This window comes from Actinophytocola sp. KF-1, assembly GCF_054661535.1.
In genome coordinates this window covers 417,147-430,224 of the sequence record NZ_BAAFVK010000003.1, presented here as the reverse complement: position 1 = coordinate 430,224, position 13,078 = coordinate 417,147, and the positions used below count along the sequence as shown (strand labels likewise).

The 13,078-nt window shown below is 73.2% G+C and carries 6 protein-coding genes; all 6 read right to left on the bottom strand.

Annotated elements, in window-relative coordinates; all coding sequences use genetic code 11:
• Positions 1-580: 580 nt before the first annotated feature.
• On the bottom strand, positions 581-3,169 hold the full coding sequence (locus ACYQ77_RS11815; protein WP_459710298.1) for a protein-arginine deiminase family protein: 2,589 nt from the start codon (positions 3,167-3,169) through the stop codon (positions 581-583).
• An 8-nt stretch (positions 3,170-3,177) separates the two neighbouring features.
• Positions 3,178-6,168 carry a serine/threonine-protein kinase gene (locus tag ACYQ77_RS11810; protein WP_459710296.1) on the bottom strand — a complete coding sequence of 997 codons (2,991 nt, stop codon included), beginning with the start codon at positions 6,166-6,168 and terminating at the stop codon, positions 3,178-3,180.
• Between the two features lie 335 nt (positions 6,169-6,503).
• Entirely contained in the window at positions 6,504-8,198 is a 1,695-nt protein-coding gene (locus tag ACYQ77_RS11805; protein WP_459710294.1) for a beta-ketoacyl synthase N-terminal-like domain-containing protein, read from the bottom strand.
• Entirely contained in the window at positions 8,195-10,492 is a 2,298-nt protein-coding gene (locus ACYQ77_RS11800; protein WP_459710292.1) for a non-ribosomal peptide synthetase, read from the bottom strand. The genes ACYQ77_RS11805 and ACYQ77_RS11800 overlap by 4 nt, the downstream gene beginning before the upstream one ends.
• A 1-nt stretch (position 10,493) precedes the next feature.
• Positions 10,494-11,864: a DUF6002 family protein gene (locus ACYQ77_RS11795; protein ID WP_459710290.1), complete on the bottom strand. Its 1,371-nt coding sequence runs from the start codon at positions 11,862-11,864 to the stop codon at positions 10,494-10,496.
• 30 nt (positions 11,865-11,894) lie between these two features.
• On the bottom strand, positions 11,895-12,953 hold the full coding sequence (locus tag ACYQ77_RS11790; protein ID WP_459710289.1) for a hypothetical protein: 1,059 nt from the start codon (positions 12,951-12,953) through the stop codon (positions 11,895-11,897).
• Positions 12,954-13,078 lie beyond the last annotated feature (125 nt).

Sequence of the window (13,078 nt, the reverse complement as noted above, 5' to 3'; positions counted from 1 at the left end):
CGGGCGACGCGCGACTCGACGTGCGTTGATGTGCCCGGACGCGAACTACCCACGGTGACTCTGCCGCATCTTGTCATCCAGCTTGGAGACCGCGGAAAGGCATTTCGTGGATGCGATCTCGATTGTCGCAACGGACAATAGGCCAGTTGGGCTATCCGATCTGGCTCAAGCGGCACGACGCGGTGGGCGTGCCTCAGCAGTTGATGGCGAGAGCCGACAGGTGTGGAGGAGTGCGGCTCAGGGCTGCTCGACGGTTTCCCGCCGCGCCATTTCGATGAACGCGGCCTCCAGGTAGCCGCGCACGGGGCGGCCGCGCGCAATAGCAGGTCGGTGAGGAGGATGACGGCGTGCTGGGCGACCATGGTCGCCGACGGTTGTGGTGGAGCCGCATTCCACGGGTCGTCTGGTCCGGCGGCCGCTCCCCGGTGTTGGACTCAGTCGTCGCTGACGCGATACCCGCGCACCCGGTGGCAGACCGCTGAGCCGCGCACTCAAGGGGCTGATGACGTGGTCCATCAACTGGGACAGATCAGGAGACTGCACCTTCGGCGACGACGTCACGTCCTTGCAGGGCCGCTGGTCAGCCGGCGGGCGCGGTCCGGGTGCGCCACCAGGGCACGGCTGGCGGCGCCGGTGTGCGCAACACGTTGGTGCCGCAATGGATCCCGCCGAAACGGACGTGGTAGGACCACGAGTCCACCCACGCGACCGTGACGCCGAGCGGCTCGAGCACCAGCGTGGTGTACGCCTGGAACAGGTCGACCGTCCGCTCGGGGATGATCAGCCGTCGCCACCCGTCGCGCAGGCGGCCGTCGTTGAGGAAGTGTGCCGGGTTCGCTTTCCGGATGCGTTTGGCCACCTCGGTCGTCGGGACGCCGGGGAAGCCGTCCGCGAAGGTCTCGGCGAACGCGATGTCGTGACCGAACTTGGCCCAGTGCACCGTGACGTCCAGGCCCTTGCCGACGAGGACGTCGGTGGTTGCCCGGCTCTTCACCGCGTCGGGCAGGACTGCCCGCAGCACGTTCGCCGCCGCCGGGAGCGGTACCCGCGGGCCGTAGGACCGCGGCATGACCAGCACCCTGCCCAGTACCTGCAGGTTCACCAGGTCCGGGGTGAACGCGGAGGTGCGGGTGGTGTTCAGGTCGTCGCTCTGGTCGAACAGCACCGGTACCTCGAGCAGCCTGGAACCGGGGAACTCCGCGGCGAGGACCTTGTCCACGCCGGCCAGTCTGGTCTTCTCGATGTCGTCGTTCGTGCCGCCCTCGAACTTGAGCAGCTCGAACACGCTGATGCCGGCCGGGTAGGTGCGGCTGGTGTTCATGCCGACCTCGTAGTCGATCCGGTGCGTGGACATCGGTTCCTTCTCGTCGGCCTCGGCCAGGCGCCGGTAGATCCGGGGCGGCTCGGACGCCGACGCGTCGCCGGTGCGGTGCTCGTGGCGCCAGAGCTTGCCGCGCAGCAGGTGGGTGACCGGGAAGCTGCCGCTGGTGGTGTGCCGCGGTTGCATGCCCAGGTAGACGTAGTTCTCCCACAGCGGCGGATCGAGTGGTCCGCCTGCGATGAACCGGGCACGCAGCTCCCGCAGGATCGTCAGCGCGATCCGGGGGGACGCCCGCAGGATGGCCGTGCCGTTGGCGGACTGCCGGTCCGGCACGAACGAGATCAGCTCGTCCACGTGCCCCACGTCCAGCCAGGACGTGTCGATCTTCACGATCGGCTGGGTGCCCTGCGCGGTGAGGAAAGCGAACAGCTGCGGGTCGATCTCCCGGGGCTGCCCCGTGGTGCTCGTCCCGGCCGGCTCCTCGCCGATCACGATCTTCCCGTGGGGCGTGCTCGCGCCGGCCGGCCCCACTTCGATGTTGCCGCCGTAGTTGAGGGAGTCGTGCAGCACCTCCAGCTTGGTGGCGAACAGGTCGGCCTCGGAGAAGCTGAGCACGACCGCCTGGCCGCCGACCGGCAGGCTGATCCCGCCGCCGACGATCGGCATGGCCTTGATCACGGCGTTGACCAACGTGTCCAGTGTCTTCAGCCGCGCGTCGAGCGCGGCCACCCGGCGCGGTGCGGCACCGGACTTGGCCTTCGCCACCGCTGACCGAAGCTCGGCGAGCGCGCGCGGCAGCGCCCGGCGCGCCGCTGAGAACGTGGTCGGCATCGCGCCCGTGAACGGTGCGCCGAGCAGCGCGAGCTGAAAAAACACCTGGCTGAAGACGGCGCCGACACCGACGACCTTGTACAGCAGCTCGCCGGTGTCGGCGAACGGCAGGTCGCGCACCGTGCCGGTGATGTCGGTGACCTTGACGGAGCGCTTCCAGAAGTCGGTGCAGACACCGAGCCCGGTGGACGGGAAGTGGCCCTCGACCAGGCCGGCCAGGTTCGGCGCCAGCTGGCCGAGCACGAAGTCGTTGCGCACCCGGGGCAGGTGCAGCAACACCCGCATGAGCTGGTCCGGGCCCTGGCAGTACCCGATCTGGAACTGGTCCTGCAGCCAGGTGTCCCCGGCGTGGACGCTCGCGGGCACCGGCACGAACGGCACCCTGGCGAGTCCGCACGCGGCCCGGACCTCGGTCACCGACGGGTCGTTCTCACCCTCGTCGACGCACATGTACAGCCGCTCCGGTGTGGCGAGGTCCCCGACCAGCACCAGCGGCGCCACGCTGACCAGGCCGGACTCCTTGCCGACCCGGCCGGTCGCGTCGATCCACTCCAGCTCGATCGACGCACCCGCGGCCGCGGCGATCGGCGACCCGGGCAGCAGCCGCGCCTCCAGCAGCACCGAGGCGGGCTTGCCGGAGGTGGCCGTGGGCACCGGAAACCGCACCAGGGGGCCGCCCTTGCGGCCGGCGATCCGGGTCCCGGCCGCGGTGCTCAGCCGGAAGGTCTGCTCGGCCGTGGCCGGGATCAGCAGCGACAGGGTGAACGGCCCACCCGGGGCGGCGGGCTCGGCCACCACGCGCAGGGTCCGGGCGTCGTCGTCGCCCTTGGGCACCGACGCCTGCTCGGCGTCCGGCGTCTGGGTGTTCTCGGGTTTCACCGAGGCGGGCAGGCGGCGCGCGTCCACGTCCAGGTTGGCCAGCACGATCAGCCCCGGTGCCGCGGTCCGCGCGGAACGCTCGGCAGGCGTGCCGGTGATCTTCCCGTCGCGGTCCCAGTCACCGTCCAGGTGGAACACACCCACCGTCAGCCGCCCGGGGTGGGCGTGACCGTGATCGGCCGGCCGGTGAGCATGTCGCGGATGGCCGGGACCTCGCTGAGGTTCTGCAGCAGCACCAACGACGTGGGCACGGTGACCTCCCACGGCTGGGCGCCCGGCGGGTACACCACCCCGCCCTCGATCTTGCCCAGGTTCTCGGTGATCTCGTCGGCGATCGGCAGGTAGGCGTTCCCGCCGCTCAGCGGCGGATCCTGGCCTTCCCAGATCTGGCCCTGCTGCATGAAGTACGCCACCGCGCGTTCGAACCCGGGCCGCACGGGGAGTTGCACCCGGGCCGCGCCGGCCTTGAGGAACGCGGCGAAGTCCGGGTCCGGGTCGGTGAAGTGCAGTGCGGGCGCCCACCTGGCCTCGCGGCCCCAGAAGTACGGGTAGAACACCCACAGCAGGTTGTGCCATTCGAAGGCGTTCTCGAAGAACCGGATGTAGGACCCGTTGGCGCAGGCGTCGGCGAGGTCCAGCGTCGGCTTGTCCGCTTCGGTGAAGCCGTCCTTGGCGATGTCGGTCTTCCCGATCATCAGCATCAGGACCCACTTCTTCAGCTCGTCCCGGACGATGCGCAGGTTCTCCAGCGGGTTCTTGCCGGTGACCGGGTTGGCGTCGGCGATCGCGGCGACCCGCTGCTGCTCGTCGTAGGCGGCCTTCTGCCGCAGGTACGCCTCGATGATCGTGTCGTAGACCGACTGCTGCCACTTGCGCCAGCCCTGCCGGGTGATCATGCACAGAACTTCCGCGCCGACCGCGAACGCCACCGACTGCAGGATCGTGTAGGAGATGCTGATCTCCTTCTCCGGCTGGTCCAGCAGGTTGACGGCGATCGCGCCCCAGAGGTTCGTCCGGTTGAACTCGCGCCCGCCCACCATCAGGTGGAACGAGTTGTTGTCGCCGTCGATCCACAGGTAGGCGGTGTGCACCGTGATCGTCTTCGCGAAGTAGCCGGCGGGGACCTCGATCTTCGCGGCTCGGCCCATGTTGTTCTTGGTGGTGCCGTCCTGCCGGTCGAAGTAGGTCACCCACTGGGCCAGCGGCGGTGGCACCGGCACGTTGGTGACCTGGTACGGCGCGGCCAGCTGGAGGTAGTTCTCCTCGGAGATCTGGTCGGGCCGCAGCGGCGCGCCGTTCAGGGTCGGCGGCTGCGGCTTGGGCAGCTGCCCGTCCTTGGGCAGCGGGTTCAGCTGGGCGTGGAGCCAGAAGGCCGCCGGTTCGGGCACCACGAAGTCGAACATCATCCGCTGGCCGTAGTTGTAGGTCTGGGCCTCGTAGATCTTGTTCAGCCAGCGGTAGATGCCGCGCACGTGCTTGGGGGCGGCGCCGGTGTTCTCGATGCCGTGCCGGTTGATCTCCTCGATCTCCTCCACGACCTTGCGCACCCGCTCGGTGCGGACCCGCTCACGTGTCCGTTCCGCGCTCTTCTCGGTCACCTCGCGGGAGAACGCGGCGGCCTTGCGCTGCGCCTCGGTGGTGCTGGTGGAGAAACCGACGTCCAGGTTGGAACTGAAGCTGACCGCCGGCCCGTACGAGCCGGACACCTGCAGCCCGGCGTCGAGCTTGGTCTGCGTCTCGACGGTCTTGCTGGCCTCGGTCTGCAGCTCGTCGCGCTCGGTGCTCTGGAGGTCGCGCTCCTTCTCGGTCTCGGTTTCGGTCTCCGTCGTGGTGGTCTCTTCGGTGCGGTTGAGGCGCCGGTGCTCGCGACTGCGTGTCTCGCCGGAGAGCACGTTCTCCACGTGCGCGAAGTCGCCTGCCTCGTAGGACTTCAGCTTCTGTTTGACGATCAGCAGGTCGCCCACGCTGGCGGCGGCCTGGCAGCGCTGCACCAACGGCGCGACGTCGAGCGGTTCCGCGCCGCCGCCGAAGACGTCCGCGAGCACGGCGGCGTCGAGTTCGGCGCCGGCGATCCGGATGACGCCGGGTTGCGCGACGCTCGGGACGGGGAGCCGGGCGAGCTCGTCGGCGACCCGCAGCAGGGCCCGGTCCGGGTCGAGCTCGTCGACGTCCAGGCCCAGTTCGTCCAGCACCGTGCGGGTGTCCGCGGACAGCCGGGCCAGGTCCTCGGGCGTCGCCCGCAGGGTGACGCGGACGGCGTTCACCGGCCCGGTCGCTCCCGGCTCGGGTGCGCCGCCCGGATAGTCCGCACCCGCCTGACGGGCGTTGGCCACGACGTCGTCCAGGACCTGGCGCATCCGTTCGACGTTCTCGCGCAGCACCGCCATCTCGCTCGGCGGGGGTGCGGGCACGTCGGCCGAGGTCGTCCGGGCTCGGCGGCCCAGGACGGTGAGCTCCTCGACCGCCCGTGCCAGCCGATCCCGCCGCCCGTCGTCGTCCTCGTCGTCGTCCTCGTCGTCGTCCTCGTCGTCGTCCTCGGCCTCGCCCGGGGCGGGCGGTCCCGGGCGGTCCGGTTCCCCGGCCGGGGTGTCCGTCTCGCCTGCCGGCTGGGCGGGCGGTGGCGGCTCGGGCAGCACGACGAGGGTCCGGGCCAGGTAGTCGCCGATGGTGGCCGCGTCCGGCGCCGACCCGGACGCGACCGCCTGCACCAGTGCCAACGCTCTGGCGGAGAGCATCAGCTGGTCAGGTCGGCTGGCGGCGGCCGGCGCCACCGTCTGGGCGACGATCGCGTCCCCGACCGCACGCTGAGTGGCCGCGAACTCGGGTTTGGCCACCAGCTGGGCGGGGGTGAGGTTGAACGCCTGCCGGACTCCGTCGGTGATCTTGGCGCTCGTCGGCTGCTGGCCCGCCTGGGCGATCAGGAACCGCAGGAACGGCTTCAGGTTCAACGGGAGGTCAGCCGGGTCGGTGACGATCTCGCCGGCCGCCCGCGCGCGCTCCGCACCGCTGCGCGTGATGACGGGGTCGGTGCCGCTCGTCTCGCTGACCCTGAGTTCGATGGCGCCCGGCGGCACCCGATCGATACCCGCCGTCGCCGCTCTCAGTGACAAAAACCGGAAGACGCGTTCGTCGGCCATTCGGCCCGCCCCCTCACACCGGATTCGATCTCCGCCGCACCACCCCGTCGGCGCGAGTCGATCCGTTGATGGACATTCAACGCAAAGTACCACCCGGTGTCGCGAAGACGGCCTCCTCAAAGGGTGAACGTGCGCTTCAGCCGCCTTCCCCAAAGGGCAAGCGTTTCGAATACCGTGGTCTGTTGGTATTTCTTCCACGCGCAGGCGCGCTGAAAGCTCGAAGCGGCAGATTTTACGAGAAATTGCGGTCGCGGCGCCGGTGTGAATCACCGCGTGATCTTGATTTCTGCGGATCGCCGGGTCGATCCATTTCGGTGGTCTGCGGTCCGGCCCCTTCAGTGCGGTTCGATCCAGTGGCGCACCCGGTGGAACGGGTAGCCGGGCAGTGCGACGCGGCGGCCGGGCACGTCGGGGGCGGGGCCGCCCGTCAGCCAGGTGCGGGCGGCTTCCCGCAGCGGGGCGGGGCCGTCCGGTTCGGGCGCGCGGCCCGCCGTGATCTCGGTCAGGGCGGCGATCGTGTCGTCGACGTCCCGGCAGGTGACCGCGGCTCGCCGGGGGAGGGCCCGGCGGCCGGTGGCCAGGGTGTGGGCGGCATCCCGCACCGTCGCGTGCCCCTCGCGCAGGTGGGTGGCCAGCCGGCGGGCGAGGTCGGCCAGCGCGCGGTCGTCGGCGGCGGAGAGGGCGAGGACCGTCCACTCCGGACCGGCCGGGCACGGCGGGCGCGGGGCCGCCTGCTCGACCAGCACGTGGGCGTTGGTGCCGCCGAGGCCGAACGAGCTCACCCCGGCCCGCCGCGGGCCCGGCCAGTCGCGGGCGGTCGTCAGCACCTCGAAGGGGCCGGTGGCCAGGTTGACCTCCGGGTGGCCGCGGGTGAAGTGCGGCGTCGGCGGCAACACCCCGTCCCGCACCGCGAGCACCGTCTTCACCAGGCCCACCACACCGGCCGCGGCGTCCAGGTTGCCCAGGTTCGCCTTCACCGAGCCGAGCACCCACGCGCCGTCGCGCGGGCCGCTGCCCGCGAAGGCCCGTCTCAGTGCGTCGACCTCGATGGCGTCGCCGACCGGGGTGCCGCTGCCGTGCGCCTCGACGTAGCCGAGGTCGGCCGGTTGCCAACCGGTCGCGGCCAGCGCTTCGGCCACCACCGCCGCCTGGCCGCTCACGCCCGGCAGCAGCAACCCGGCCCGTGCGGCGCCGTCGTTGTTCACCGCCCAGCCCGGCAGCACCGCGTGCACCCGGTCGCCGTCGGCGTGTGCGTCGGCGAGTCGTTTGAGGACCACCGCGCCCGCGCCGTTGCCGAACACCTGCCCGGTCGCCGCGGCGTCGAACGGCCTGCACACCCCGTCCTCGGCGAGGGTGCCGCCGACGCGGTGCCGGTAACCCGCCTGCCTGGTCGACACGACCGCCGCCCCACCGGCGACGGCGAGGTCGCACCGGTAGTCGAGCAGACTCTGCGCGGCCTGGCACACCGCGACCAGGGACGACGAACACGCGGTCTGCACGGCGACCGCCGGGCCCGTGAGACCCAGCGCGTAGGCGACCCTGGTCGGCAGGTAGTCGCACGTGCCGCCGACGAGCAGGTCGTCCCAGTCCTCGGCGAGCGCCCCGGCCGGTCGCAGTGCCGGGTTGCCGAGCAGGTGGTGGCGCAGGTACCGGTTGGTGGCGCAGCCCGCGAACACCCCGATCTGCGCCTCGGAGCGCGCCGGGTCGCACCCCGCGTCCTCCAGTGCCCACCAGGCCACCTCCAGGAACAGCCGGTGCTGCGGGTCGAGCAGCGCCGCCTCCGGCGCCGGGTAGCCGAAGAGGCCGGCGTCGAAGCCCTCCAGGTCGTCCAGCACCCCGAACGCGGGCACCCACGACGGGTCGCCGTCCGGGCCACCGGCGGCCGCGACCTCGTCGGGCGAGAGGCGGCGCACCGACTCCACGCCGGCGACCACGTTCCGCCACAGCCCCGCCACGTCGTCCGCGCCCGGCACCCGGCACGCGAGACCGACCACGGCTATCCCGTCGGTGGCCGCGTCGTCCTCGCTCATCGCCTCGCCTCCCGCCGCCTGCGCATCCGGTCCGCGGCCCTGCGCACCGCGTGCTCGGTGTCCGCCTGGGCGCCGCGCAGGTACGCGGCCAGTCCGGCCACCGTCGGGTGTTCGAACAGCCGCGTCATCGGCACCTCGGTGCCCAGCGCGGCCCGCAGCCGCTGCTGCACCACGGCGAGCTGCAGCGAGTGCCCGCCCAGCTCGGCGAAGCTCACGTCGTGCGGCACCGCCGGCAGACCGAGCACCGCGCACCAGATCCCGCCCACCACGCGCTCCAGCCCGTCCGCCGTACCCTCCACTGTGGACTCCGCGGCGGGTGTCCCCGGTGCGGGCAGCGCGGCGGCGTCCAGCTTGCCGGTCGCGGTCATCGGCAACGCGGGCACGACGACCACGGCCCTGGGCAGCATGAAGTCCGGCAGCACGGCGGCGAGCCGCGTGCGCACCTCGGTGACGTCCACGTCCCGGCCCGCCGCTGGGACCACGTAACCGATGATCTCCCGCTCGCCCGCGGTGGCGGGGCGTGCCACCACCGCCGCCTGTCCCACGCCGGGCAGCGCGGCCAGCCGCGCCTCGACCTCACCCAGTTCGACCCGGAACCCGCGGATCTTCACCAGCCGGTCGGTGCGGCCGAGGAAGACGAGCCGCCCGTCCGGTTGCCGGGCCGCCAGGTCCCCGGTGCGGTAGGCCCGCGTTCCCCGGTGCTCGACGAACCGGGCCGCGGTGAGCTCCGGTCGGCGCCAGTAGCCCGGCGCCACGTGCGGGCTGCGGGCCAGCACCTCGCCGCGCAGGCAGGCAGGCCGCCCCGCCGGGCTCACGAGCACCACCTCGATGCCGGCCATCGGGTGGCCGACCGGGACCACCGCCTGTCCGGGCCGCTCGTCCGGCCCGATGTGGTTCTGTGCGACGAAGCTGACCTCGGTGGTGCCGTAGCCGTTGACGAACACCACGTCGGGCGCGAAGTGCCGCCGCGCCAGCGCGACGTCGTGCGCGGTGACCTCCTCGCCGCCCAGCAGCACCGCGCGGACGTGCGGCAGCCGCCCGGTGTCGCCGAGCCCGGCGGCCAGGTACCGGTACACCGTGGGCGTCGAGTGGTAGACGCTGACCCGGTGCCTGTCCAGTGTGGACGTCAGGTGGTCCAGGCCGGTGTTCCTGACGTCCACCGGCACCGCGGCCGCGCCGGCGAGCAGCGCGCCGAACGTGTCGGTGACGGCCATGTCGAACCCGAACGAGGTGACGACGCTGGTCCGGTCCTCCGGCGTGATGCCGAAGTTGCGGACGTGGTTGGCGATCCCGAACAGCACGTTGCGGTGGCTCTGCACCACACCCTTCGGCCTGCCGGTGGACCCCGACGTGTAGAGCAGGTAGGCGATGTCGTCCGGCGCGGCCGGGCCGGCGAGGCCGGTCAGGTCCGCGTCCCCCGTCTGTCCGATGTGGACGATGGGCAGGTCGCGGCCGGTGTCGGCGAGCACCCCGGCGGCCAGTCCCTCGTGCCCGGCGTCGACGAGCAGCACCTCCGCGTCGCTGTCGAGCAGGATGTCGGCCAGCCGGGCGCGCGGGTAGGCGGGGTCCAGCGGCACGTACGACTTGCCCGCGGCCAGCGCGGCCAGCAGCGCGGTCACCGTCGCCGCCCCGTGCCCGCACAGCAGCGCGGCCGCGCCGCCCGGGGTCAGTGCCGCCGCCGTGCGCGCCACCGCGGTGGCGAGTTCCCGGTAGGTCAGGCACGCGTCGTCGGCCAGCACGGCGGGCCGGTCGGGGTGCTCGGCGACCTGCGCGGCGAACGCGGCCGGGATCGACCGGTGCGCGGCGATCCGGTCGGCCAGGAGCACCGCGTCCGGGTGCGGGTCCGCGACCACCGGCCGGGCCCGCTCGTACGCGCAGACCGCCAGCAGGTCCGCGGTCGACCGGGCCGGGTCGGCGGCCAGCTCGGCGAACAACGCGGCGAGGTCGGCGTGCAGCGGCTCGGCCAGCCCGGCCGGGCAGTCCGGCACGGACACCGTCCACACCGGACCGGACACCTCCAGGGCGCAGCGCACCACACCGGACAGCGGCAGCCCCGGCTCGGCGGGGGGCGGCGGCCCGGTAGCGGGCCGGACCAGCGGCGGCACGTCGGCGAACGGCCGGTCCACGGTCAGGTCCACCGCCACGGTGCCGTCCGCCCAGGACAGCACCTGCTCCGCCGTGCCGGTGTACCGGCGCAGCAGCAGCGCGACGGCCGCGAGCACGACCCGTTCCCTGCCCGCCTCGCCCGCGAGCGCGGCCAGCGGGGCGACAGCGTCGACGACGACCTCCGGCACGTCAGCCTCCCAGCACGGCGGTGGCCATCTCGTCCACGGTGGACACCTCGGCGTCCGCGGGGCACAGCGGGTAGTCCGCGGCGTAGCTGCCGGAACCGTGCACCACGATCTCCCGGTCCTCGGGCACCAGACCGCGGTCGATCGCGTTCCACACGCCCGTCAGCGCCATGAGCAGCGACCACTCGCGCAGTCCGGCCGGGTCGGCGGGCAGCTCGAGGGCCGAGCCAGCCAGCCACCGCGCGGCCAGGGGGTAGCGGTCGAGGCACTCCCGGCGGGAGACGACCACACCGTCGCCGCCGAACCTCTCGATCAGCGCGTTCATCCTGGGCGAGGTCGCCGGGCGGTGGGTGTAGAACGTCGGGTCCAGCACCTCGGCGGGGTCGTCGGTGACCGCCGGGAAACGGCGGTCACCCGACTGGGTCCACCCGGCACCCGCCGCGTCCTGCCGGTAGGCGGGCACGTGCTCCCGGGAGAACGAGCCGTGCCGCAGGCTCAGCACCATGTCCGGGGTGCCGAGGTGCTGCACCAGCAGGAACCCGGGCCGGTCGGCCGGGTCGGCCCGGCCGACCGCCTCCAGCAGGTCCCGGCCCAGGTTGTAGCCCAGCAGGCCGAACGCGCTCGACACCGCGTGGGCGTGCCAGCGCGGCGGGGCGCTGCCGGTCGGCGCGACCTCGGCCTCGAACGCCGCCCGCGCCGCGTCCGCCACCAGGTAGTTCGGCAGAGCGAGGGAGAACCACAACGCCACCCCGTGCTCGCGGTAGGCCCGCTCGGCGTGCGCGTCGACGAACGCGCGACCCAGCGGCTTGACCCCCTCCGGGTCGCTGCCCGGGTAGCGCAGCAGCGGGTTCGCGGCCCGCAGCACCGGGTCGGCGCTCAAGGCGTCCGCGCGGAACTTGTGCGCGGTCGACCCGGGTGCCAGCACCACGACCCGCAGCTGTTCGGCGGTCACGAGGCCGGCGGCGATCGCCCTGGCGACCGCGTCGCGCAACGCGACGCCCTTGTTGGCCGAGGTGGGGGTGACGATGCAGACCCGGTCACCGGTGCGCCGCACGTGCTCGACCGCGCGGGCCACGATCACGAGCGACGGGAACGTCTTCGTCGTGCGGGTGCCCGGGTTGCCCGTCAGGTCCATCAGCGACACCCGGTGGCCCCGGTACTCGCCGAGCCCGCGCCAGGTGGCGGTCGCGGCCCCGAAGAACGCCCGGACGTCGTCGGCCGGCTCGGGCAGCGCGAACGCGGGTGCGAACCCGGGCGTGCCCGGGGCGCCGGCCGGTTCCGCGCCGCACGCCGCCGCGGCGGCCGCGATGGTGTCGTAGTAGTCCACGATCAGGTTCCGGGTGATCGCGCCGGTGTCGGTGTGCGGTGCGAGCATGTGCGCGCTCCCTCGGTGCTCGTCGGGCCGTCAGGGGTGGGCCGGGCCTGGTTCGGTCATGCGGAGGTGGTCGCGCAGGGCGCGCAGCCGGTCGCCGACCTCGTCGAGCGCGGCCGGCGGCCACCCGTCGGCGAGCTCCGGCAGGTGCGGGGCGAGCGCCGCGGCCGTGCGCGCCGAGTGGCACACCCGGTCCTCGGCCACCTCGACCCCGTCGGGCAGACCGGCCCGCAGGTTCCACGCGACGGCGTCCGCCAGGGCCACGCCGGCGGGCAGGTCCGGTTCGACCCGGCGGTCCGCCACCCGGACCGGGTAGCCACCCGGCAGGCCGTTGGGGCCGGGCAGGTTCGCGGACGTCCCGGTGCCCTCGGCGAGCGCGACGAGCAGCGCGGCCGCCGCGTGCCCGCCGAGCGCGTTCAGCTCGCGCCGGGGCAGCGCGCGGTACGGCGCCAGCAGCGCGGTCACGTCCGCCACCGGCACACCCCCGGCCCAGGCGAGCACGTCGTCGGCCGGGGCGGCGAGCTGGGCGTGGTGGCCGAGCACCGCGAGGTCGGCCGGGCGGCCGAGAGCGGCTCGCAGGCAGGCGGCCAGCGTCGCCACGTTGCCGATCCCGCACAGCACCGGCAGGCCCAGCCGCGCCAGCAGCGGGTTGACCACGTCCGGGAAGCAGCCGTTGACCAGCACCGCGTCCGGGCAGGCGCTGGGCAGCGCCCTGGCGAGATCGGCCACCAACCCGGCCTGCAGCGGCAGGGTGACGCCGAACCCAGCCCTGGCGACCAGGTCGGTCCACGCGGAGGGACGGGTGAGCCGTTCGTAGGGGGAGTGGTCGGACGCGCAGCAGACCAGCACGTCCGGCCGCAGCGCGGCCAGTGCCGCGGCGACCTGCCCGGTGTCCAGCCGCTCCGCGGCGAAGGCGACCCCCGTCCCGGCGGTCGCGGCCCGCACCCCGGCGGCCAGCGCCAGGTCGGCGGCGGCCCGCGCGTTCCGCGCGAGGACGGTGACCCGCGTCCGCGACGGCTGCGCGGCCAGGGACAGGCACACCGACCGGGCGAGTGCGCCGCTGCCCACGAGCACGAGGTGGCTGTCGGTCATCGGGCCGGTGAGGCCGGGGTGGTGCGCACCAGGACACACGACCAGGAAAAGGGAAGGGAGATCAATCAGCCAAATGGCCCCACCCGGCCCGTTCTGCGTGAAATGTGGCGGAAATTTGATCCAAT